Below are 23,373 nucleotides of genomic sequence, written 5' to 3'. Positions count from 1 at the left end.
TGCATATGTGACAACGCTGTTTTCATATATTGAAAAGGAGGTAAAGAGGGGGATGAGCGCTTGGGTTACTTAATGGAAGCTATTTTATTAATATTAGCGGTAGTATTGCCATTATCTTTCGTATTAATTTTTTTAAGAAGATTAATAAGTAATTTAGGGGACGCTACAACAATAACGAAATTACAAGAGAGAGATGAGAAAAAAGAGTGAGTAAAGCACTATGCGTACGCATAGTGTTTTACTTGTGGTAAAATAAGAGCAGGAAACTCCTAAAGGTTGTATTTTACTGAAGGAGAGAAAAGTAAAATAAGAGGTATATGCATATATGAATAAGCGAACAGCGTTAATACTTGGTGCAAGTGGTTTAGTTGGACAAGAGATAACGCGTCTATTACTTGAATCAGATTACTACGATTCGGTTACTATTTTTGTAAGAGAGCCAATGCAATTGCAACATGAGAAGTTACAGCAGAAACAAGTTGATTTTTCGGTATTAGAGGAATATAAAGAGTTCTTTGCTGTGGATGATGTTTTTAGTTGCTTAGGAACAACAATAAAAAAAGCAAAAACAAAAGCAAATTTTAAAAAAGTAGATTATGAATATACGTTACGAGCTGCTTGTTTAGCTGAAAAACAAGGGGTACAAAATTTCCTTGTCGTGTCTTCTATGGGAGCGAATCCTAAATCATTTTTCTTTTATTCACAAGTGAAAGGGAAAATGGAAGAAGAATTGCAAAAGTTAGTAATCGGTGGTATTCACATTTTTAGACCATCATTATTAGTAGGAAATCGACAAGAATTTCGTTTCGGCGAACAAATGGCTGAAAAGTTATCTCGTATTATTCCTTTTATATTTAAAGGGGCTTTCAAAAAGTATAAACCAATTTCAGCTAAAGATGTGGCGAAAGGGATGTATATAACCGCGCTGCGAGAAGAATCGGGTATCCATACTTATAATTCAAATGAAATTACAACGATAGAATAAATAAAACCGAGAAGAATGACTTCTCGGTTTTATTTATTCGTATGAATTTTCCCTGGTGCTCGCTTGTATTGATATGGTTCTTGCAATTCAAAGCCAAGTTCATTGGCCGCTATTCTCGGGAAGTACGGATTGCGAAGTAACTCACGTCCGATGAAAATTAAATCAGCTTCGTTATTATTTAAAATTTGCTCTGCTTGTGACCCAGTCGTAATCAATCCAACTGCACCAGTTGCAATGTTAGCATGCTCTTTAATATGTTTGGCGTATTGTACTTGATAACCGGGATACACATCAATATGTGCTGGTACAACTGCGCCAGAACTACAATCTATTAAATCTATTCCCTGTTCTTTCATCCACTTTGTATACTGAACATAATCTTGAACCGTTAGCCCGTCAGGGTGATAATCATTTGCTGAAATACGAACGAATATTGGTCCGTCCCAAACTTCATTTACAGAGTCGATAATTTCGCGTAAGAAACGATAGCGGTTTTCAGGTGAGCCGCCGTATTTATCCGTTCGTTTATTAGTAAGTGGTGATAGGAATTCATTGATAAGGTAACCGTGAGCGCCATGTAATTCGATAACATCAAATCCGGCTTGTTTTGAACGTAACGCGGCCCTCTGAAAAGCTAATATAGTCTCTTTGATTTGCTGTATATTCATTTCTACTGGTATCTTCATCTTATCATTAAAAGGAATTGCAGAAGGAGCGAAAGCATTCGTATCTAATTCAGCTTTTCTTCCGGCGTGAGCGAGTTGAATGGCAGCTTTTGCGCCGTTATCATGTATAAAAGTAGTCGTTTTATGTAAGCCTTCAATTAGGTTGTCATCCCAAATACCTAAGTCTTTGTTAGAAATTCGTCCTTCAGCTAACACCGCAGTTGCTTCAACCATAACTAAACCTACTTGGCCAGCAGCGCGAGTTCCATAATGAATGAGATGAAAATTCGTAACGCTGCCATCCTCATTCCCCGATGAATACATACACATAGGCGACATAACGATACGATTTTTTAGTGTAACGTTCTTAATTGTATAAGGTGAAAAAAGCTTGGAATTCATCAAATAGCCTCCTTGATTGAATTTTCTTATATTTTACCATTCTCTTTTTTGTTTCTCTAATAAAACGCTTATACGAAAAATTTTGTATATTCGTGTTACAATGACTAATATGAACTGAATTGGAGGATGGCATATGTACCAGGCTTATTATGAAAGCGAAGTAGGTTTGCTTGAAATTACAGCGAATCAAGAAGGAATTACGTCTGTTATATTTGTTGATGAACGACAAGAAGAAAATAAAAATGAAATGATAGAACAATGTATAAATGAGTTAGATGAATATTTTAAAGGGAAAAGAAAAGAGTTTACGGTCCCGCTGTCTGCGGAGGGAACAGCATTTCAAAAAAATGTATGGGATGCACTTTATACTATTCCATACGGCGTAAGTGCTTCATATTTAGATATTGCAGAGAAAGTTGGAAATATAAAAGCTGTACGGGCAATAGGAGGGGCAAATAGTCGGAATCCAATTTCAATAATTGTTCCATGTCACCGTGTAATAGGAAAGAGTGGAAAGCTTGTTGGATATGCTGGTGGTTTATGGAGGAAAGAGTGGTTATTAAAACACGAAGGTATTTTGAAATGACGTATGGATGGGAAGAGGGATTGTTTTGAAATGTATAAATTGTGGGCAACCTTGCGAGGAGGAACAGTTAAATTGTGCAAGTTGTCAGCGAAACTTGGATAATGAACAAGAGGAAGGTAGCTCGTTAATAGATAAAGAACTGGAAGTATATGTAGGGAGACAATATCCGTATTACAAAAGGAAATGGGATCTTGAGAATAAGCGGATTGCTAGGTGGAGCTGGAATGGTTGGGCTGCTATTTTCAATATAGGCTGGCTAGGATATCGTAAGTATTATGTACCAGCTGCTTTATTTATGTTGTTATTAGTAGCGTGTGATGCATTTTCGTATTATATGGGATTTAATGTAGCGTTGCCAATCATTAATATGGTGCCTCTTACGTTTTTATTACTCATTTTTATTCTGTTTGGAATGGGGATTTTTGCAAATGGATTATACTATCAATTTGTGGAAAGACGTATATACCGAATAAAAGCAAGAGAAATAAAAGATAAATCAGTTGAAAACTATCTAATCAATGATAGCGGCGGAACGAGCAAAATGGGAGCGACAATTGTTACTATTTTAGCAGTTGCTAGCATATTTTTTAGCCATTTCTTTTTTCCGACTGATCGAGACGTTATTCAAAAGGTTCGTACAAGCTCGCTTTATGAATATCCTTTCTTTTCAATAGGTGAATCTTTCGAAAATTATTTTCAAAATTCAGGTTGGATATATTATCGTGGAACGGAAGGGTTAGAATTAGTAGAATTCCAAGGGTATAACACCGGAACGCCAAGACAAAAGGTGAAGATTCAATTTGTTGTCGATTATAAATTAGGTGAAGTGGAACCATACTCACTTATGGTTAATGGTGAATCTAAAACTGAAGAAGAGTTTTTGAAGCTGATGGAAGAAATATTTAAAGTTCAAAATCCATTTGATATAGAGGATGGATTACAAGTAAATGCTATTCAAGAAAGCGGCTGGAAAGAAATTTCCGATCGCTTTTTTCTATGTTTGTTAAAATAAATATTTAAAATAATCAGAATCTTTTGTATAATGAAATATATTATATAGGATTTAACTTATACATATAGATTGGGGGAAGGAAGAATGAAGAGAAAGACAACAACAATTGCTGCACTTGCGTTAACGACGAGTGTATTGGTTGCAGGATGTGGGAATGGTGAGAAGGCTTCGACAACGAAGAAAGAATCGAATAAGGGAATGGCCGATAAACAAGTTTTAAATTTGCTAGAAACAGCTGAAATTCCTTCAATGGATACATCTAAATCAACAGATTCTGTATCTTTCCGTGTATTTGTAAATGCAATGGAAGGTTTATATCGTCTAGATAAAGATAATAAACCAACACCAGGTATGGCAAAAGATGTGAAGATTAGTGAAGATAAAAAGACATATACATTTGAATTACGTGATGCGAAATGGTCAAATGGTGATCCAGTTCGAGCACAAGATTTTGTATATGCATGGCAACGTACATTAGATAAAGCATTAGCGGCAGAATATGCATTCATTTTATTTGATGTGAAAAATGCACAGAAAGTAAATAAAGGTGAATTACCAGCAGATCAATTGGGTGTTAAAGCGAAGGATGATAAAACGTTGGTAGTAGAATTAGAGCAACCAGCACCTTATTTTCTTGAGCTTACGTCGTTCCCTACATTTTTCCCATTAAATGAAAAATATGTGAAAGAGCAAGGAGATAAATACGGATTAGAAGCAGATAAATTATTATATAATGGACCATTTACAATGAGTCAATGGAAACATGAACAAAATTATCAGTTGAAGAAAAATCCTAATTATTGGGATAAAGATACTGTAAAATTAGACGAAATTAATGTAAGTATTGTGAAGGAAACAAGCACGGGAGTAAATTTATATGATAGTGATCAAGCAGATCGAGTTATTTTAACTTCTGAATTTGTTGATAAATATAAAAAGAATAAGCCAGATGAATTTAAAACGAAGTTAGATCCACGCATATATTTCTTGCGTTTTAACCAAAAAAATGTAACATTTAAAAACCAAAAAGTACGTGAAGCGATTGATTTAGCATACGATAAAAAAGGAATTGCTGATGTCATTTTAAATGACGGTTCATTGCCAGCATATTTCTTAGTACCTGAAAAATTCACGACAGGTCCGGATGGAAAAGATTTCCGCTCTGTAAATAAAAACTTCCGTGATAGTAAAGATAATGCAGAGAAAGCAAAAAAATTATGGGAAGAAGCGAAGAAAGAGCTTGGTCAAGATACAATTACGGTTGAATTACTAAACGATGATAACGGTAGCCGTAAAAAAGTAGGCGACTTTATTAAGGAAGAACTAGAGAAAAACTTGCCTGGTATTAAAGTAAATTTGAAACAGCAACCATACAAGCAAAAGCTAGATTTAGAAAAGAAATTCCAATACGAATTCTCATTATCTGCATGGAGCCCTGATTATCCGGATCCAATGACTTATATTGATATGTTTGTTACTGGAAGCTCATTTAATGAAATGGATTATTCTAATCCGAAGTATGATGATTTAGTAGCGAAATCAAAAGGAGAGCTATTAAAAGATGATAAAGCACGCTGGAATGCACTTGCGGAAGCTGAAAAAATCTTAATTGGTCAAGACGCAGCAATTTCTCCTACGTACCAACAAAGTACAGCTTATTTAGAGAAGCCGTTTGTAAAAGGCATTGCTAACCATACGTTTGGCGGGGACTTCAGTTATAAATGGGCATATATTACAAAAAAATAGTATAATGAAAGGTGAGTGAATTTTCGCTCATCTTTTATTTGTATAAGGAGGAATTATAGTTGTTAAGGGGAATCAATCATATTTGTTTTTCGGTATCTAATTTAGAAAACTCTATTATGTTTTATGAAAAAGTATTAGAAGGAGAATTATTAGTTAAAGGAAGAAAATTGGCTTATTTTAACATATGTGGAGTATGGATAGCGCTTAATGAAGAGACGCATATTCCGAGAAATGAGATTCATCAATCTTATACGCACATTGCATTTTCTGTTGAACAAGAAGACTTTAAATGTCTAATACAGCGATTAGAAGAAAATGATGTTCATATTTTACAAGGAAGAGAACGTGATGTAAGAGATTGCGAATCTATATACTTTGTTGATCCTGACGGTCATAAATTTGAGTTTCACTCAGGGACACTGCAAGACCGTTTAAATTATTATAGAGATGAGAAACCTCATATGACATTTTATTAGGGAGGGATAGCATTTGCATGCACTTGTAATTGGTGGAACAGGAATGCTAAAGAAAGTTTCTATGTGGCTTTGTGAGAAAGGATTTTATGTTTCTATTATCGGGCGAGATGAAGTGAAATTAGAAAATGTTAAGCGAATGAGTTCTGCACCAGAAAATATTACATGCCTTTCGTTAGATTATCATAATGATGAAGATGTAAAGCTAGCTATTAAAAGTACAATTAAGAAAAATGGCCCAATCACATTAGTTGTTGCATGGGTACACACAAGTGCAAAGCATGCACTATCAAATATTTGTAAAGAACTAGATTTGTCGTCTAAAACATATAGTTTATTTCATATTTTAGGTAGTAAAGCATCACGTATGCCTGCACAAAAAATAGGGAGTACGCGATGTATTTATCATAGAATTATTTTAGGTTTTATTTTAGAAGATACATATGGAAGATGGCTTACTCATGAAGAGATAGCTGATGGAGTTATAAAAGGGATTGAAAGTAAACGAGCGGAGTGGATTGTAGGGAGAGTTGAACCGTGGGAATTACGACCAACATGGTGAGGGGGAGTAAGAAATGAAAACAACTATATATGTAACAAGGCATGGTGAAACAGAGTGGAATGTAGCGAAGCGAATGCAGGGACGGAAAAATTCTGCTTTAACTGAAAATGGTATAGTTCAGGCGAAACAATTAGGGAATCGAATGAAAGATTTACCAATCCATGCGATCTATAGTAGTCCGAGCGAAAGAACACTTCATACGGCAGAGTTAATAAAGGGGGAACGTGATATACCCATTATAGCGGATGAGCATTTCTATGAAATCAACATGGGTATATGGGAAGGACAAACAATCGCGGATATAGAAAAGCAATTTCCAGAAGAAGTACATCTGTTTTGGAATGAGCCACATCTTTTTCAGTCAACATCAGGCGAAAATTTTGAGGCCGTTTATGAAAGAGTAATTGAAGGGATGCAGCTTCTTTTAGAGAAGCATAAAGGACAAAACATATTGATTGTTTCTCATGCGGCAGCAGCAAAATTACTTGTAGGGCATTTCGCGGGAATTGAAATAAAAAATGTGTGGGATGATCCATTTATGCATAGTGCCAGTTTGAGCATAATAGAATTTGAAGAGGGTATTGGTAAAGTGAAACAATTTGCAGATATAAGTCACTTTCAATAAATGTAAAAAAGGCCGCAAAACGGCCTTTTTTGGGTGGTATAAAAACTAGCAGTTACGTTTTTTATACCAGAAGTGATCGAATTTCTTATTTTTGCAAGATGGGAATTTATGTCCGCCTTTGCAATCATTCCATTTGTGTCCGTTATCGTGACAGTCTTTACCATGATCACATGAATCATCGCAAGAGTGACCGTGTCTGTTAGGGAAGAATTCGCATTTTTTACAGAAACTTCGTTTTGTCCAGAAAAATTTCTTTTCAAAGCGTATGCATTTTGTAATGAATGTACAATGTTTTCTGCGAGTACGTTTTGTAACTAATACGCATTCTTTTCTACGCGTTACTTTCGTAACGAACGTCCATTTTTGAACACGTACACGTGTACATTTCGTAACAAATGTCCATTTTTTTACGTGCGTACATTTTGTAACGAACGTACAATGTTTCACTCGAGTACATCTTGTTCTTGGACATTTACCCCCAGTTGTACATTTACATCCAGTTGTACAATGATGATGAGTGAATTTATCATCATCGCATTCAAAAGTACTTGGATCTTGGTGTAAGAAATCCTCCATCCCAGCACTTTTGATTTCTTCAACAGCTTTTCTAATATCACGTTTCATAGAAATCCTCCTTATCATGTATTAAAGTGAAAAGGTATTCTTTTTCCTTAACATGATATGTATGTAGGCATCTTTCTGAACAGGACAAGAGTGTAATTTTATATAAATAGATGATTGCGGATGTATGGACAAGACAAGGCGCATACATTGAATGAAGAGAACTGAGAAGGGATGAGAAAACATGCTGCCTTCATATGATTTTTTTGTTCATCCAATGTACTTAGTGGAATTGAAAAAGGACATTTGGTCAGATAGTCCAGTGCCAGCAAAATTAACTTATGGAAAAAAGAAGTATGATATTGATATCGTATACCGAGGAGCTCATATTCGCGAATTTGAGAAAAAGTCTTATCATGTTATGTTTTATAAGCCTAAAAAATTTCAAGGTGCGAAAGAGTTTCATTTGAATTCGGAGTTTATGGATCCGTCTCTCATACGAAATAAATTATCTTTAGATTTTTTTCATGATATTGGTGTACTTTCGCCAAAATCACAACATGTATTTATAAAAATTAATGGTCAAATTCAAGGTGTGTATTTACAGTTAGAATCGGTTGATGAAAATTTTTTGAAAAATAGAGGATTACCGAGTGGTTCTATTTATTATGCGATAGATGATGATGCGAATTTTTCATTAATGAGTGAACGAGATAAAGATGTTAAGACAGAGCTCTTTGCGGGTTATGAATTTAAATATTCGAATAAAAATAGTGAAGAACAACTGAGTGAATTTGTATTTCAAGCGAATACTTTGACGAGGGAAGCCTATGAAAAAGAAATTGGGAAGTTTCTACATGTAGATAAATATTTACGATGGTTAGCAGGAGTTATTTTTACGCAAAACTTTGATGGTTTCGTTCATAACTATGCACTATATCATAACGATGAAACAAATTTATTTGAAGTTATACCGTGGGATTATGATGCGACTTGGGGGCGAGATGTACAAGGGAGACCACTTAATCATGAATATATTCGCATTCAAGGGTATAATACGTTAAGTGCAAGATTGCTAGACATACCTGTATTTAGAAAGCAGTATCGAAGTATTTTGGAAGAAATATTAGAAAATCAATTCACAGTTTCGTTTATGAGGCCGAAAGTAGAAGGGTTGTGTGAATTGATTCGCCCATATTTACTACAAGATCCATACATGAAAGAAAAATTAGAAACATTTGATCAAGAGGCTGATATGATTTATGAATATATAAATAAAAGAAGAAAGTATATACAAGACCACTTACATGAATTAGATTAAATTTGAAAGAGATTGAAACGTTATCAATCTCTTTTTTTTGTATAATAAAGATGTATCAATAAAAATGAAGTAATATATTTGATAGAGAATGGGGATGCGGATATATGACGATTAAATGGATTGATTGGGTAAAACAAATACAATCTATAGCTCAAGCGGGTTTAACGTATTCTAAGGATGTGCATGATATTGAGCGTTTCCAGCAATTACGAGATATTTCTATTTCAATGATGTCACATTACACGAAAACAGATTGGGAAGTCGTAGAGAAATTATTTGCAAGTGAGACAGGCTATCAAACACCTAAAGTTGATATAAGAGCGGTTGTTTTTCAAAATGAAAAGTTATTATTTGTGAAAGAAAAAAGCGATGGGAAATGGGCATTGCCAGGTGGATGGGCTGATGTCGGTTACACGCCAACCGAAGTTGCAGCAAAAGAAGTTTTCGAAGAGACTGGTTATGAGGTAGATCATTTTAAGTTACTAGCTATATTTGATAAAGAAAAACATCAACCATCTCCATCGGCGACGCATGTATATAAGATTTTCATTGGATGCGAGATTATTGGTGGAGAAAAGAAAACTAGTATTGAAACAGAAGAGGTGGAGTTTTTTGGTGAAAATGAATTGCCTAATTTATCAATTGCTAGAAATACAGAAGACCAAATTAAAGAGATGTTTGCCTACATGAAAGACCCGCAGAAAGAGAAATTAATAGATTAATCCTGCTTGAATTGTACATATTGTTAAAATGAAGATATTGGCAGATTGCAGCCTTTATGTAATAATGGGATGGTATGTGAAGAAAAAAGGAGATAAAAAAGAACATGTTAGCAAACATAATAGATCAGTTATTGCAATTTTTTGCAAGCTTAGGTTACTTTGGAGTAGCTCTTGCTTTAATGATTGAAGTAATCCCGAGTGAAATTGTACTTTCGTATGCTGGCTTTTTAGTAGCGAATGGTAAAATTAGTTTTGTGGGTGCAGTTATCGCCGGAACGATTGGTGGTACTTTAGCGCAAATCTTTTTATACTGGCTTGGATACTACGGAGGGCGTCCGGTTGTAGAGAAATATGGGAAATATCTACTTATTAATAAACATCATTTAGACATAGCGGAAGGTTGGTTTAAGCGTTATGGAGCAGGCGTAATATTTTCTGCGCGCTTTATCCCAGTAGTACGTCATGCGATCTCTATTCCAGCAGGACTAGCTAAGATGCCATTAAAACTATTTACACTTTATACGGTTGTAGCGATCATTCCATGGTCAATTCTATTTATATACTTAGGTGAAAAACTTGGTGGGAATTGGCGACAAATTAAAGAGTATGCATCTGATTACACACATTACATAATTATAGGAGCTGTTCTTTTTATTGCTCTATACTTTGGTTTAAAATATTTCAAAAAGAAAAAAGCAGCGCGTTAAAGTCAATGATTTTTCATTGGCTTTTTTTGTTTGTTTCGGTTCTAAAGAAAAGGAGTTGTCCATAATGTGTAATAATAAAGCGTAGCGGAGGAATGTGATGAAAGGGTCACCGTTTATACGTGGAACGATATTTTTAACGATGGCAACGATGATATCAAAAATGTTAGGGTTTATATATGTTATACCATTTACAGCGATGGTCGGTACGAGTGGTTACGTTCTATACACATATGCATATCGTCCTTATACCATCATGCTCAGTATAGCAACAATGGGATTACCGCTAGCTGTTTCAAAGATGGTATCAAAATATGATCAACTGAATGATTATCATACGGTTAAGAGAGTGTTGAAAAGTGGAATCGTGTTTATGTTTATAATGGGAGTCATTTCGTGTTTTACGTTATATATGCTAGCTCCGCATTTAGCTAAACTTGTCATCGATGGGAATGATCAAACGGGGAATAGTGTAGGAGCGGTTACTACTAATATTCGAATTGTAAGTTTTGCGTTAATACTTGTGCCAGTAATGAGTTTATTAAGGGGCTTCTTTCAAGGATTCCAATCGATGGGGCCTTCTGCATTAAGTGTAGTTGTAGAGCAATTTTTTCGGGTTTTAACCATTTTAATAGGAAGCTTTGTCGTTTTATATGTTTTAAAAGCTTCTGTTTCGCTAGCGGTTGGTATTTCAACGTTCGGTGCATTTATGGGAGCTGTAGGTGGATTAACTGTTTTAAGTGCGTATTATATAAGAAGGAGAAGGCACTTAAAGAAAAAAGAGATGGAAAGTATACCACAAACAACGAAATCTTTTTTCTCATTGTATAAGGAGCTCTTTACATATTCTATTCCTTTTGTTGTGGTGGGCTTAGCAATTCCGTTGTATCAGACGATTGATACATTTACAATTAATAAACTACTTATACAAATAGGGTATATGCAAGGAGAAGCGGAAAAAATTAATGCGATAATTGGTCTTGTTCAAATGGTTGTACTTATCCCGGTATCCGTTGCGACAGCTTTTAGTATGTCTCTCGTACCAGAGATGACGAAAGCTTATACAGCAGGAAATACGAAGCTATTGTACAAACATTTTACGAGAACAAATGTATTAGTAGTAGCAATTACGGTACCGGCGGCAATTGGAATGATGGTGTTAGCCAAACCTGTATATACTCTTTTATTCGGTGCTGGAAATGATCCAGAGATGGGGAGAATCATTTTACAGTATTATGCTCCTGCTTGCATACTATTTTCTCTTTTTACAGTAACGGCTGCTATGCTACAAGGAATCAATCAACAGCAGAAGACGGTGCTAGGACTAGTGATTGGAATTATTGTGAAGATAGTTTTAAATATTGTATTGCTTCCGTATTTCGATTATGTAAGTTTTATCATTTCAACATACGCGGGCTATACGATTTCAGTCGGGTTTAACTTGTGGATGCTTTCTAAATATGTTATAAAGGCAACATAAGCTTTTAAGGCAGAGAGCACTCTGTCTTTTTCTATGTTTATCCCGCTTTAACGGGCAGTGAGACCCTCACCGCACAATTCAGCGAAAGAAAAGAAGTTTGGTTGGGGGCGGATAACCCGTAAAAGCCCGATTTGTAAGGGCTAATAATTAGTGAGGATGAAGCCCCCCACTGATTAAAGTTTCACTTTATAATATTTTTCTTATAAAAACGTTTTCAAAATAATTTTTCTATTGAAATTTAAACGTATGTTTCATATGCTGAGAATGGCGGTTTAAAAACTGTGATTTAAGAGAGGTAGATTCCTACATGTAAAAAGAATCGGGGTGATAGTATGTTAAATATATATTTAACAGACCGAAACGGAAAACTACAAGAGATTGAGGAAATGCAAAAGGGGTGCTGGATTAATGTACTTCATCCAACAGAAGAAGAAATTCAATATCTAGTACAAACTTTAAATGTAGACTTAGATTTCATTAAAGACCCTTTGGATGATGAAGAACGCTCTCGTATTGAAAAGGAAGACAATAATACTTTAATTATCGTGGATATTCCGACAGTTAGACATGATGAAGAAGGAAATTCGATTTATGACACGATTCCAATAGGTATGATTGTGATGCCGGATTGTTTTGTTACAATCTGCTTAGAAGAGAATCCAATTTTTGAACGTTTTATTAATCAACGTATTAAAGAATTTTATACGTTTAAGAAGACGCGCTTTGCACTTCAGCTCTTATATACGATTTCTACTTATTATTTAAGATACTTAAAGCAAATAAATCGAAAAACAATTGATTTAGAGCATCAATTAAATCAGTCAATGAAAAATAAAGAGATTTTCACATTGTTAGGCCTTGAGAAAAGTTTAGTATACTTTACAACGTCATTAAAGGCTAATAAAATTGTAATTCAAAAGTTAATGCGTAATAGTACATTTTTAAAAATGTATGAAGACGATCAAGATTTATTAGAAGATGTATTAATTGAAAATAAACAGGCTATTGAAATGGCGGAAATATATAGTCACATTTTAAGTGGAATGATGAATACTTTTAGCTCCGTTATATCAAATAATTTAAATAGTGTTATGAAACTGTTAACGTCAATTACGATCATTTTATCTTTACCGACGATGGTTTCTAGTTTCTTTGGAATGAACGTAAAGGTTCCGTTTGAAGGGGAAGCCCACGGTTTTGTAATTGTACTCATCATATGTGTAACACTATCTTTCACGTTAGCTTTTGTTTTTTGGAAGAAACGTTACTTTTAACGATAAGAAAGCTGCTCTAGCATAGTTATATAACTACGCTAGAGCAGCTTTTTTGCTATGAAATCTCAAATTTTGAATAGAATATAACTTGTACAATGTAATGTATATAAAGGGTATGTATGCCATATAAACCTTGTTCAATTAATGAAATGGGGTTAAAATTACATATTGTTAATGAAAAGTTGGAGGAAATACATCATGGAATTGTTTCAATTACCGAAAGCATTCCTGCAAATGAATACAATTTTTATCTCCATATTGATCGAAGCACTTCCTTTCGTGCTCATTGGTGTATTTATTTCAGGATTCATTCAAATGTTCGTGACAGAAGATATGGTGGCAAAATGGATGCCGAAGAACCGATTTCTGTCTGTTTTATTAGCTACTTTTTTAGGTATGTTGTTTCCAGGTTGTGAATGTGGAATTGTTCCGATTGTAAGACGATTAATTGGAAAAGGCGTTCCACCATACGCAGGGATTGCATTTATGTTAACTGGACCTATTATTAATCCAGTTGTATTATTTGCTACTTATGTTGCCTTTGGGAGTAGTATGCACATGGTATGGTATCGTTCTATTGTAGCGATTATCGTAGCCATTATCGTTGGAATTATATTATCCTTTATGTTTAAAGAACATCAATTAAGAGATGATCACTTCCCAGAAGTGAATAATAAGCGTCCACTGCGTAAAAAAATGTGGGATGTATGTACACACGCTGTTGAGGAATTCTTCTCAATGGGAAAATATTTAGTACTAGGTGCGTTAATTGCAGCAGCGGTACAAACGTTTGTACAAACTTCAACACTTCTTGCTATTGGACAAGGTCCGTTTTCTTCATCAGCTGTTATGATGGGACTTGCTTATATATTATCACTTTGTTCAGAGGCAGATGCATTTATCGCTTCTTCGTTCCAAAGTACGTTTTCAACAGCTTCACTTGTCGCGTTCCTCGTTTACGGACCGATGGTGGATATTAAAAATATGTTTATGATGCTTGCGACATTTAAAACTAAATTTGTAATTGTTGTTATAGTTACAGTTACTCTTGTTGTTTATGCAAGCTCACTACTCATTTATGCGATGGGGTGGTAGGTTATGTTTCGAGCATATATATTATTAGGTTTTACAATATTAATTGCGCAGCTTCATATTTCCGGTAACATTACGAAGTATATCAATATGAAGTATGCCTATTTATCAACAACAGCAGCAATTATTTTAGGTTTCTTAACGATTATACAAATTATCGTCGTTTTCCAAAAAGAGCACCAAAAGGAAAAAGAGAAAAATGATTGCAGTTGTGACCATAGCCATTGCGGGCATGATCATTCAAAAGATGAGAATACATGGTGGAAAAAAGCATTTTCGTACTCCTTGTTTTGTTTTCCAATTATCTCAGGGTTATTTTTCCCAATTGCGACGTTAGATTCGGATATTGTTAAAGCGAAAGGATTTCACTTTCCTGTTGCACAAGCAGAAAGTAAGGATCCATTTATGACAAGACAATTTCTAAGACCTGATACGAGCATTTATTACGGGAAAGAAGGATACCGTGGTGTAATGGAAAAAGGGAAGAAAGAGTTTGTTACGAAAGACAATATTAATTTGAAAGATGAAGACTTCCTAAAGGGTATGGAAACAATTTATAATTATCCTGGCGAGTTTACTGGGAAAAAATTATCTTTTAAAGGGTTTGTTTTTAGGGATGATTCTTCTAAAAAAGAACAATACTTCTTATTCCGTTTCGGTATTATACATTGCGTAGCAGATTCTGGTGTGTATGGTATGTTAGTGAAAAAGCCAGAAGGCGTAGAGTGGAATAATGATGAATGGATTCAAGTAGAAGGAGAGATAACTACTGAGTTTTATCAGCCGTTTCATGCGAATATTCCTGTATTAGAAGTAACAAAATGGAATAAAGTTGAACAGCCGAAAGAACAATATGTATTTAGAGGAGCCGATTGATAAAATCGGTTCTTTTTTGTGGACTAAAAGTTCTGAATGTTGTTAATATTAAACGTGTAGTTCATTTAGTATAGTGATTATTGAAATATTAGGGATAAATCATTAAAGGGGTGATAACAATGACAGAAGTAAAGGGGAAAACAGCCAATGAGTCAAGGGTGTTCAAAACGAGCCGAGTATTCCCAACAGATTTAAATGATCATAACACGCTATTTGGTGGGAAGATATTAGCGGAGATGGATATGGTTGCTTCTATTTCAGCATCCAGACATTCGAGAAAGGAATGTGTCACAGCATCTATGGACTGGGTCGATTTCTTACATCCTGTTCGTTCTTCAGATTGTGTTAGTTATGAATCTTTCGTAATTTGGACGGGAAGAACTTCGATGGAAGTATTTGTGAAGGTAGTAGCTGAAGATTTAATTTCAGGTGAGAAGCGTATAGCGGCAACGTCATTCGTTACTTTTGTGGCACTTAGTAAGGAAAATAATCCAGTTCCAGTACCGCGTGTTATCCCTGAAACAGAAGAAGAGAAAGAATTACATCGTATTGCTGTGTTACGTGCAGAACAGCGTCATATACGTAAGGCAGAGAGTAAGAAAGTAGCCACATTGTTAACCTTTTGAGATGAATATTTAGCCATTTAAGTTACTATAGCAGTCGGAAATGGTTTTAAAATGAAAAGCGGACACCTAAAAATAGGTGTCCGCTTTTATAGTTTTTTCATCCACATATCATATGACAGTAGCTACTTAGCAGAAGCAAGCAGCACCGACGATGATTAAGAGGATAAATAATACGACTAATAGCGCAAATCCATTACCATGTGCGAAGCCCATTGTTATTTCCTCCTTTTATTTTAAGATACAACATACAATATGCAAATGAGCTATTGTTTGATATGGACATATATCATGCAATGACATATTTTCTTGAATGATAATGTAATAAAAAAGGGAAGATATAGAAATAACAGTAAGTGGAGAAAGGAATTTATCCATGAAGCACTTTTTCGCTATAATCCTTTGTTTAATAGGTGTATTCATTTGGATGAACATCGATGTGGAAATGGGGAAGGAAATGGCTAGTGAATATGAATTAGGACAAGTTCGATTAGGTGAATTTCAATTATATACGAACGGTGAAGAGTTATATAGAAAATTATTTGAGGATATAAACGATGCAGAAAAGTATATATATATCCATTTTTATATTGTAGGAAAAGATGAAATAAGCCAAGAGTTTTTACAGTTATTAGAGAAAAAAGCATCTAGCGGAGTAGAAGTGAAATTGTCAGTCGATCGGATAGGTGGATATAAGCTGAAGAAAAAGGTAATTAGCCGATTAAAGGAAAACGGTGTGAAGTTTACATTTAGTAAAAAACCGAAACTGAAAAATGTGTTCTATTCTTTGCATCAACGGAATCATAGACGTATTGTTACGATAGATGGAAAGGTATCATACGTCGGTGGTTTTAATATCGGAAAGGAGTACCTTGGACAAAATCCAAAGTTTGGGCCATGGCGTGATTATCACGTGCGCATCCATGGTGAGGGTGCAGCGGATATGGAAAGAAAGTTCGCCGAAGATTGGAAAGAAGATACAGGAGAAAAAATGCCTATACATGAAAGTATACCTACATTAGGGAATGTGAAATATCAATATTTATTTTCAAATGGAAAAGGCTTATGGGAAAAGTATGGGGCACTTTTAAAAAAGGCTAAAAAGTCTTTAATTATCGCTACACCATATTTTGTACCAAGTAAAGAAATGGTGAAAGAGTTAAAAGCTGCATTAAATCGTGGTGTTAATGTGAAAATTCTCGTGCCATTTAAAAGTGATGCCATATTGTTAAAACAAGCTGCCTATCCATATTTGAAAGATATGTTACATGCTGGAGCGGAGATTTATCAATATCGAAATGGATTTTTTCATGGGAAAGTAACAATTATTGATGGAGAAAGTGTTGATATTGGGACAGCGAATTTTGATAATAGAAGTTTTTATTTAAATTGTGAGTCTAACTGTATCATATATGATAAAACAGTTGTTGATGAAGTATGGAGTCGATTACAGGTAGACTTTCATAAATCAAAACGATTTTCTGAAGAAGATTTTGAGAAAATTAGTAGATGGGATTGGTTTTTAGCGAGAATAGCGAATGTTTTAGCATCATATTTATAGTATATGGACAAAAGAGAAGGGAGGCGCTTTAATGGACTGTATGAAAGAATTAATGAAATATAGTTATATGCTAATATACAAGGTTGGAGAGTATGCTGGAAAGGTCAGAGACGAAGAATTAAAAAATCTATTACAGCACCATTTACCATATATGTTACAAGCATATAATGAACAAGTAAATTTTCAAGAAGGAGAGAATGTGCAGCATATAACCTGTGAAACAATGGAGTTTGATTTGCATGAAATGGGAAAGGAAACAGTTAGTAAATATACAGGGGATATTCATATTGCAACCAGTTATATTGCGCATTTGAAACGATTAGCTTTAAAGTTTGCTCAAGTTGCAGTGGAAGTTGCTAACCCAGAGTTTCGCTCATTTTTGGAAAATTGTTTCCTGAAAATGAACCGTTACGCTTATAGTGTGTGGCAATATGTTATGAAGAAGGAATATAAGATTACACATCTATATGAAAATGAAAAATTTGCATGAGAAACTAAGGCGAAATGGTATGCGCCTTAGTTTTTTTACGTCCATTGAGAGAAAAAACTAGTTTTATTGTGTATCGATTGGAAATGAAATATATAAATTAAAATTAGGTTTTGTTATCGGAAAATTTACAAAAATTTACCGTATATTTACTGTTTTTCAATCTCTCCTTTAAAAATAGAGAGTAATATGAGGTTGTACATATTCTATCACAAGGAGGAAACGCAAATGAACAAATGGGTTAAATCATTAACTGCTATGGCACTTGCAAGTTCTTTATTAATGGTAGGTTGTAGTAAAGGTGAGGACAAGAAGAAAGAAGACGACACAACAACACAACAAGAGGACAAAAAGGATAAAGAAACAAGCGGAACCGAGAAGTCTACTGATTCTAAAGAAAAGAAATAAAGTAATAATAAAGCTTCCTCTTATATATGAGGAAGTTTTTTTGTTGTAAATTGACTGAGATTATTGAAAAATAGAAAGAGAATGAAAGAGGGGGAAAACAAATGAAAGTATGTATATTGGGAGCAACAGGACGAGTAGGTTCAAACATAATTAATTTAGCATTAAAGGATTCAGCTGAAGTGACTGCATTAGCGCGTGATTTAAATAGAATAGAAATACAACATGAAAGGTTAAGAGTGATAGAAGGGAATGTATTGAACGAAAATGATATAAAGAAAGCGATAGAAGGAAGTGATATAGTAATTAGTGCACTTGGAACGGATCAAAATGGAACATTAGCGAAGAGTATGCCACAAATTATAAAGAAAATGGAAGAAGATGGGGTTCGTAGGATCATAACAATAGGAACAGCTGGTATTTTACAAGCAAGAACAGATCTAAATTTATATCGTTTTCAATCAACGGAATCAAAAAGGAAAACGACAACGGCAGCGGAAGATCATTTGGCTGCATATAAGGTACTAAGTAATAGTAATAATTTATGTTGGACAGTTGTTTGTCCGACACATTTAATAGATGGTGAGGCGACAGAGGTATATCGAACTGAAAAAGATATATTGCCAGAGGGTGGATCAAAAATTACAGTGGGTGATACAGCACACTTTGCATGGGATCTATGTAAGAAAAATATATATGAAAATAGTCGAGTAGGTATTGCATATTAAAAAACCATCCCGAAGTCGGGATGGTTAAAAGATGATATAACACAAGAAGATGATAATCATAATGATTTGGAGAATTGCTTTCGCTACTGTACTGCTTAAAAAACCAACTACAGTAGCGACTCCAACTAGAAAAGCATCTTTTGGCGATTTTTTATGTACTAGTTCTGTTATAAATACTGATAAGAACGGTATGATAATAAGTCCGAATGGTGGGAAGAAGAACGAGCCGACAATGATAGAAATCATTCCGACACGTTCGCCCCATTTAGAACTACCGTATTTTTTTAAGAAATATCCATTTGCAATAAAATCAGCAACGAAAATGAAAAGAGTGAAAATGACTTGAATAATCCAAAAAGAAGTTGTTAATTCGCCTCCATTTATACCGAAATGGTAAATCAAATATCCAGCCCAGACAGCTAGTATGCCAGGGATAATTGGATAAATAAAGGCGAGAAATGAAACAACGAAACAGGCAATGATACAAATTGTTAATAAAACAGTCACTTTATAGCTCCTTTTTAATATCTAGTTTATGTACAGCAACTTTTTTGACTTGATGTCCATCAAGTTCTAATACTTTAAATTGAAAACCAGCATATTCAATGGAATAGCCAGCTTCAATATTTAAGTCAACTGCTTGAGAGAGAAGCCATCCTCCGATTGTATCTAAATCACTATCATCAATATGTAGGCCAAACATATCATTTACTTCAGAAATAAGCACCTTTCCATCTAAAACAGTAAGCTTAGGTGTACGCTTTTCAATCATAGGTGATTCATCAGCATCGAATTCATCTTGAATTTCTCCAATGATTTCTTCAAGAATATCTTCCATCGTTAAAAGTCCGGCAGTACCACCATATTCATCCATAACGATTGCCATCTGAACGCGATTTTTTTGAAGGTGGACTAACGTTTTACGAATTGGAACTGTTTCAAATACAGTTAGAACAGGATGTATATAAGATTCAAGTGGTTTATAAATACCTTTCGTTTGATCATGGAATACTTCTTTCGTATTGATCATCCCAATGATATCATCTTTATCTTTTTCAATGATTGGATAGCGTGTATATTTTTCAGTAGCGACGATATCCATATTTTCTTCTAACGTATTTTCAGTAGACAAGCAAATCATTTCGGTACGAGGAACCATAATTTCTTTCGCAACTCGATCATCAAATTCAAAAATGTTATTTACATATTTATATTCGGTTTGGTTTATTTCACCGCTTTTAAAACTTTCACCTAAAATGAGTCGCAATTCCTCTTCAGAATGAGCAAGTTCACTTTCCTTCGCAGGTTCTAATCCGAGTAGTTTTGTGAAAAATATAGCTGTACTATTGAGTAGCCAAATGAATGGATACATAATTTTATCAAATAAAATAAGCGGTCTTGCAAATTTGAGTGTGATTGCTTCTGCTTTTTGAATTGCGAAAGACTTTGGAACTAATTCACCTAATACAACGTGGAAAAATGTAATAACACTAAAAGCAATAACAAAAGATAAAGTGTTAGCCATTGTTCCAGTAATATTAATTTTTTCAAAGAGCGGTCGTAGTATATGTTCCACAGTCGGTTCACCAAGCCAACCAAGCCCTAAAGAAGTGATTGTAATTCCGAGCTGACAAGCTGATAAATAAACATCTAAATTAGATAGGACGCTTCTTGCAGCTAAAGCTTGTTTATTACCTTCATTTGCAAGTTGGTCAATTCGACTTTTTCGTACTTTTACAACAGCGAATTCTGATGCAACGAAAAAGCCAGAAATAAGAATAAGTACAAAGATGAGAAAAATATTTAATATGTCCAAGCGTGTTCTCCATTCCAAGGTCTGGAATAAAGATGTCACCTCCTGCAATTATGTTATACTTTTATAATAAATCCAAATGAAAAGAATAGTCAAAGGAAAAGGGGAAATATTGGTATGTTTCTGTAATAGTTTTTGAATTTGCTGTTATTTTGTCCGCTATACAAAAGGAATAACCCCCTACTTTTAGATTATAGAGGGTTATTTTAAATTAAGGTTTTGGAACACTTCTCGTTAAAGTGTATGACTGTTGCTTGGAGTAGTTTGTGGTCCATAGTGTTTGAAGGAAAGAAAGTATGCTATATGGGATATAGAGTAGTAATAAGCCGATTGTAACAATTATAGGTGAATTTCCGCCAAATTGAACGATAAATTGTAACAGTCCATTTGCATGAAAAACGCATTCCATAAAAACGAATGAAAGAATAATGGAACCTAAAATTGATTTATGATTTGAAGTAAGCGCTAAAAACAATGTGTCTACAAGAAAAGAATCATGTTTTATTTCATATTCATTTGTGTTTTTTAAGAAAGGAATCCATTTTTTTACTGCTTGCATAACGATAATCATGGAAGTACTACATACGATGATAAATGATGAGTAGTAAGGAAGGTTTATAAATTGTGCGATGTATAGAAGTAGTAATAAGACTGAACATTGTAATACTACAGTGCAAAAAGAGTAAGGTATCCATTTCAATACAGTAGTAAACTTTTTAAACGAGTTAGGTACTTTGAAAAATAAATGGCCGATACCCAAACTTATGAAAAATCCGATCGCAAGGGTAAAAGTAAAACGAACAATCGATATAAAATATATTTCCCATATGTAAGGGAATAATGGTGTTGAATGATTAGAAGTATGTATCATTTGGTTTGCTGAGAAAAAGATAGATTCATGCATCCAATCAACCTTTGGAATTGATATAGAAGAAAGCTGTGCGAAGTTTTGAAAAATGCTAATAAATCCATTTTGATAAGAGTAATTGTGTGTAATAAAAAGAGCTGGAATAGGACTTATGGCAAAAATAACAATAACACCAATTATAAATTTACATATATGTGAGCGTAATAAGGACATATAACCACCTGCTCTTAGAATATTCAGAAAATTCTTATTCTTATTTTAGCTTTTTTTGAAAGAAGTTACAATATATTTTTCATTTAGTAATTCAGAGAGAAGATTTGATAGCAAAAATATACAAGTGAAGGATTCATGAATAAATTATGACAAGAAAATGAATAATTTTCAGAAAAATAAAATAAATCATTTATTTTTTTCTGAAAATATAATATAGTTATGGCACAGAAAGTATTTTAACATAAGGAGGCTTTTTATGAGGATTAAAGGGAATTACGTGCCGAAAAGGGAAGTTTTACTGTGCTCAAGTTCGATTACGATTGGGGAAGCGTTAGAGCATTTAAATAAAACGGGGTATCGTTGTGTACCAGTTTTAGATGAAAAAAAAGAGAAATTTTTAGGGAATATATATAAAGTAGATATTTTAGAATATAAAGGATCACTTGATGAGAGTGTAATACAATTATTAAACGATAAAGAAGGATTTGTGAGAGAAGATTCATCTTTCTTTAAAGTATTTTTTACAATAAAAAAATTGCCTTATTTATCAGTAGTTGATGAAAAAGGGGTTTTCCTTGGAATTTTAACGCATAAAAAAGTTTTTGAGTTATTAGAGGATGCATGGGGCGTTCACTCTAGTAAATACTCTGTCATGATTGGAACGCAAGACTATAATGGAGCAATCCAAAAATTATCGACAGTTTTAAAGAAATACACTGGTATTCAAAGTTTGATGACTTTTGATAATGATGCCTTATTAGTTCGTAGAATTATGTTTACATTAGGAGAAGAGTTTAACGACGGTGAATTAGAGACATTATTGAAAGATTTAGAAGATCACGGATTTAGAGTTGTGTATGTGGAAGAGATGAAAAATCCACGTGAAGTTGAAACGATAGAGTAACATACAAAAGCCATCTAATTATATTGAAGTGACCCCCGAAAGTTAGACAGGTCGTTTCATTAGGCAGCCTCTAGGGTATGAGCCCGGTATTGTACTGGGCTCATACCCTTTAATTTTGCCTTAATTCTTTTATGGTTATAGTATTCTATATACTTTGCTAATTCTTGTTTGAAATGTGTTATACTTTCAAATTCTTTTCGATACAGAAATTCCGATTTCATGATACCGAAGAAATTTTCAATAACGGCATTGTCATAACAGTTTCCTTTGCGAGACATACTTTGAGTTATGCCACAATTCTTAAGAGAATGACGGTATTGTTTCATTTGATAGTGCCAACCTTGATCAGAGTGAATGAGGAGTTTATCCGGATCGGTTACACAATAAAGTGCTTGGTCCAACATCGTTGAAACAAGGGAATAGGTCGGTTTGGGGCCAATTGTATAAGTGATAATTTCACCATTAAATAAATCCAACATTGGTGATAGGTATAACTTCTCCCCAAATAATTTAAACTCCGTAATATCTGTAACCCACTTTTCATTTGGTTTTTCAGCTTGGAAGTTGCGATTTAAAATATTTGGCGCAATTTTCCCAACTGTCCCTTTGTAAGAGCGATATTTTTTCATACGAACCAGACATTTTAACCCTAATTCTTTCATAAGGCGATACACTTTTTTATGAT

The 23,373-nt window shown here is 34.2% G+C and carries 27 protein-coding genes and 1 pseudogene; 21 read left to right on the top strand and 7 right to left on the bottom strand.

From position 1 onward, the window contains the following. Positions 1-60 precede the first annotated feature (60 nt). The gene (locus tag ACUN13_RS28075) at positions 61-210 is read left to right on the top strand and encodes a hypothetical protein (RefSeq protein WP_000540932.1); all 150 of its coding nucleotides are present in this window, start codon (positions 61-63) and stop codon (positions 208-210) included. Between the two features lie 115 nt (positions 211-325). Further along, on the top strand, positions 326-985 hold the full coding sequence (locus ACUN13_RS28070; RefSeq protein WP_001042735.1) for an oxidoreductase: 660 nt from the start codon (positions 326-328) through the stop codon (positions 983-985). A 29-nt stretch (positions 986-1,014) separates the two neighbouring features. Here ACUN13_RS28070 and namA read toward each other — a convergent pair whose 3' ends face one another. Beyond that, positions 1,015-2,052 (bottom strand): NADPH dehydrogenase NamA, encoded by a 1,038-nt coding sequence (namA, locus tag ACUN13_RS28065; RefSeq protein ID WP_025687615.1) that lies wholly within the window; start codon positions 2,050-2,052, stop codon positions 1,015-1,017. A 133-nt stretch (positions 2,053-2,185) separates the two neighbouring features. On the opposite strand from namA, the gene ACUN13_RS28060 reads away from it, so the two are divergent. The 6 genes from ACUN13_RS28060 (at position 2,186) to ACUN13_RS28035 (ending at position 7,056) form a co-directional block, all read left to right on the top strand. Next, positions 2,186-2,638 (top strand): methylated-DNA--[protein]-cysteine S-methyltransferase, encoded by a 453-nt coding sequence (locus ACUN13_RS28060; RefSeq protein ID WP_000283912.1) that lies wholly within the window; start codon positions 2,186-2,188, stop codon positions 2,636-2,638. Positions 2,639-2,645: 7 nt separating this feature from the next. Next, the gene (locus ACUN13_RS28055; protein ID WP_002195426.1) at positions 2,646-3,650 is read left to right on the top strand and encodes a DUF2628 domain-containing protein; all 1,005 of its coding nucleotides are present in this window, start codon (positions 2,646-2,648) and stop codon (positions 3,648-3,650) included. Between the two features lie 84 nt (positions 3,651-3,734). After that, positions 3,735-5,396 carry a peptide ABC transporter substrate-binding protein gene (locus ACUN13_RS28050; protein WP_025687478.1) on the top strand — a complete coding sequence of 554 codons (1,662 nt, stop codon included), beginning with the start codon at positions 3,735-3,737 and terminating at the stop codon, positions 5,394-5,396. 59 nt (positions 5,397-5,455) lie between these two features. Then, positions 5,456-5,872 carry a FosBx1 family fosfomycin resistance bacillithiol transferase gene (gene fosB / locus ACUN13_RS28045; RefSeq protein WP_000943769.1) on the top strand — a complete coding sequence of 139 codons (417 nt, stop codon included), beginning with the start codon at positions 5,456-5,458 and terminating at the stop codon, positions 5,870-5,872. A gap of 13 nt (positions 5,873-5,885) precedes the next feature. Further along, positions 5,886-6,431, top strand: coding sequence for a short-chain dehydrogenase (locus ACUN13_RS28040; protein ID WP_000543118.1), 546 nt, complete (start codon positions 5,886-5,888; stop codon positions 6,429-6,431). 13 nt (positions 6,432-6,444) lie between these two features. Next, a complete protein-coding gene (locus tag ACUN13_RS28035; protein ID WP_025687477.1) occupies positions 6,445-7,056 on the top strand; it encodes a phosphoserine phosphatase 1 in 612 nt (203 codons plus the stop codon). A 45-nt stretch (positions 7,057-7,101) separates the two neighbouring features. On the opposite strand, the gene exsB is transcribed toward ACUN13_RS28035, so the two are convergent. Next, the gene (gene exsB, locus ACUN13_RS28030) at positions 7,102-7,680 is read right to left on the bottom strand and encodes an exosporium protein ExsB (protein ID WP_025687476.1); all 579 of its coding nucleotides are present in this window, start codon (positions 7,678-7,680) and stop codon (positions 7,102-7,104) included. 181 nt (positions 7,681-7,861) lie between these two features. On the opposite strand from exsB, the gene cotH reads away from it, so the two are divergent. The 8 genes from cotH to ACUN13_RS27990 all read left to right on the top strand — a co-directional run bounded on the left by cotH (position 7,862) and on the right by ACUN13_RS27990 (position 15,712). Continuing rightward, entirely contained in the window at positions 7,862-8,938 is a 1,077-nt protein-coding gene (gene cotH, locus ACUN13_RS28025; RefSeq protein WP_000938001.1) for a spore coat protein CotH, read from the top strand. Between the two features lie 104 nt (positions 8,939-9,042). Beyond that, complete coding sequence (locus ACUN13_RS28020; RefSeq protein ID WP_342761760.1) at positions 9,043-9,660, top strand: NUDIX hydrolase; 618 nt, start codon at positions 9,043-9,045, stop codon at positions 9,658-9,660. A 104-nt stretch (positions 9,661-9,764) separates the two neighbouring features. Then, positions 9,765-10,367: a DedA family protein gene (locus ACUN13_RS28015; RefSeq protein ID WP_000880691.1), complete on the top strand. Its 603-nt coding sequence runs from the start codon at positions 9,765-9,767 to the stop codon at positions 10,365-10,367. A gap of 97 nt (positions 10,368-10,464) precedes the next feature. Continuing rightward, complete coding sequence (locus tag ACUN13_RS28010) at positions 10,465-11,844, top strand: putative polysaccharide biosynthesis protein (protein WP_000678845.1); 1,380 nt, start codon at positions 10,465-10,467, stop codon at positions 11,842-11,844. Positions 11,845-12,176: 332 nt separating this feature from the next. Then, a complete protein-coding gene (locus ACUN13_RS28005) occupies positions 12,177-13,118 on the top strand; it encodes a magnesium transporter CorA family protein (protein WP_000932389.1) in 942 nt (313 codons plus the stop codon). Positions 13,119-13,316: 198 nt separating this feature from the next. After that, on the top strand, positions 13,317-14,213 hold the full coding sequence (locus tag ACUN13_RS28000; RefSeq protein ID WP_000418716.1) for a permease: 897 nt from the start codon (positions 13,317-13,319) through the stop codon (positions 14,211-14,213). A 3-nt stretch (positions 14,214-14,216) separates the two neighbouring features. Further along, positions 14,217-15,086 carry a TIGR03943 family putative permease subunit gene (locus tag ACUN13_RS27995; protein WP_025687474.1) on the top strand — a complete coding sequence of 290 codons (870 nt, stop codon included), beginning with the start codon at positions 14,217-14,219 and terminating at the stop codon, positions 15,084-15,086. Between the two features lie 119 nt (positions 15,087-15,205). Continuing rightward, positions 15,206-15,712 (top strand): acyl-CoA thioesterase, encoded by a 507-nt coding sequence (locus tag ACUN13_RS27990; RefSeq protein ID WP_000141164.1) that lies wholly within the window; start codon positions 15,206-15,208, stop codon positions 15,710-15,712. Positions 15,713-15,838: 126 nt separating this feature from the next. Here the strand turns inward: ACUN13_RS27990 and ACUN13_RS27985 are convergent, their stop codons facing one another. After that, entirely contained in the window at positions 15,839-15,925 is an 87-nt protein-coding gene (locus ACUN13_RS27985; protein WP_000505094.1) for a YjcZ family sporulation protein, read from the bottom strand. A 160-nt stretch (positions 15,926-16,085) separates the two neighbouring features. On the opposite strand from ACUN13_RS27985, the gene cls reads away from it, so the two are divergent. The 4 genes from cls (at position 16,086) to ACUN13_RS27965 (ending at position 18,890) form a co-directional block, all read left to right on the top strand. Beyond that, on the top strand, positions 16,086-17,270 hold the full coding sequence (gene cls, locus ACUN13_RS27980) for a cardiolipin synthase (RefSeq protein WP_445424069.1): 1,185 nt from the start codon (positions 16,086-16,088) through the stop codon (positions 17,268-17,270). Between the two features lie 31 nt (positions 17,271-17,301). Then, entirely contained in the window at positions 17,302-17,760 is a 459-nt protein-coding gene (locus ACUN13_RS27975; RefSeq protein WP_000340527.1) for a spore coat protein, read from the top strand. 225 nt (positions 17,761-17,985) lie between these two features. Next, entirely contained in the window at positions 17,986-18,165 is a 180-nt protein-coding gene (locus ACUN13_RS27970; protein ID WP_001045960.1) for a hypothetical protein, read from the top strand. Between the two features lie 101 nt (positions 18,166-18,266). Continuing rightward, a complete protein-coding gene (locus ACUN13_RS27965; protein WP_000861645.1) occupies positions 18,267-18,890 on the top strand; it encodes an NAD(P)-dependent oxidoreductase in 624 nt (207 codons plus the stop codon). Positions 18,891-18,914: 24 nt separating this feature from the next. Here ACUN13_RS27965 and ACUN13_RS27960 read toward each other — a convergent pair whose 3' ends face one another. From ACUN13_RS27960 to ACUN13_RS27950, 3 genes are all read right to left on the bottom strand, one after another. Continuing rightward, a complete protein-coding gene (locus tag ACUN13_RS27960; protein WP_000217339.1) occupies positions 18,915-19,397 on the bottom strand; it encodes a DUF456 domain-containing protein in 483 nt (160 codons plus the stop codon). 1 nt (position 19,398) lies between these two features. Then, positions 19,399-20,706, bottom strand: coding sequence for a hemolysin family protein (locus ACUN13_RS27955; RefSeq protein WP_000353738.1), 1,308 nt, complete (start codon positions 20,704-20,706; stop codon positions 19,399-19,401). Positions 20,707-20,914: 208 nt separating this feature from the next. Next, complete coding sequence (locus ACUN13_RS27950; protein ID WP_000055268.1) at positions 20,915-21,784, bottom strand: hypothetical protein; 870 nt, start codon at positions 21,782-21,784, stop codon at positions 20,915-20,917. Between the two features lie 256 nt (positions 21,785-22,040). On the opposite strand from ACUN13_RS27950, the gene cbpA reads away from it, so the two are divergent. After that, complete coding sequence (gene cbpA, locus ACUN13_RS27945) at positions 22,041-22,688, top strand: cyclic di-AMP binding protein CbpA (protein WP_001220526.1); 648 nt, start codon at positions 22,041-22,043, stop codon at positions 22,686-22,688. 59 nt (positions 22,689-22,747) lie between these two features. On the opposite strand, the pseudogene ACUN13_RS27940 reads toward cbpA, so the two are convergent. Beyond that, positions 22,748-23,373: pseudogene (locus ACUN13_RS27940) on the bottom strand (IS3-like element ISBth10 family transposase); the annotation flags it as partial.

Source organism: Bacillus cereus group sp. Bce041 (genome assembly GCF_052646455.1).
Note: the sequence above shows the minus strand (reverse complement) of the source record. Positions and strands in the feature narration are given on the sequence as shown.